The 502-nt window shown below is 68.5% G+C and carries 1 protein-coding gene; it reads right to left on the bottom strand.

The genetic code is table 11. The annotated features are described in order from the left end of the window. Positions 1-502 (bottom strand): tyrosine-type recombinase/integrase (locus ABD323_RS45820; protein ID WP_425556381.1); only part of this gene is annotated, 502 nt, incomplete at both ends.

Below are 502 nucleotides of genomic sequence, written 5' to 3'. Positions count from 1 at the left end.
GGCATCGGTCTTGACCTCGGAGTGCAGCAGGCGGCGACGGACCCGCTGGAGCTGCTGCTGGATCAGGACCTCTCCCCGGTCCAGCATCACGTCCGACCACCGGAGCCCGAGGACTTCGCCCTTACGCAAGCCGAGCACCAGGATCATCACGTAGGCGCCGTACAGGGGGTCGCGGTCGGCGCGGGCCGATTCGAGGAACCGGCTGGCCTCCTCGACCGACCACGGGATGACCTTGCGGGGGCGGGGCTTGGCCAGCTTGACGAGTTGGGCGACGTTGCGGGCGATCATCTCCTCGCTGATCGCGTAGGTGAGCGCGCTGCGGAGCACGGTGCGGGCGTCGGCGACGGAACGCTTGGACAGGTACTGGCGGCAACACTTGCTGATCGCGCAGCACTTCCGTCGCTCCTCGGGGCGGCGCTCGTCCTTCCCCTGGGCACAGCACTGGCAGGTGGTGGCGAGCTTGTTCAGCCACTCGCGCACGTCGCGGACGTTGAGCTTGTCG

The sequence above is a fragment of the Kitasatospora nipponensis genome (genome assembly GCF_039528135.1).
GTDB classification, from domain to species: Bacteria; Actinomycetota; Actinomycetes; order Streptomycetales; family Streptomycetaceae; genus Kitasatospora; species Kitasatospora nipponensis.
The sequence above is the reverse complement of the archived record's forward strand: the minus strand, read 5'-3'. Positions and strand labels throughout refer to the sequence as shown.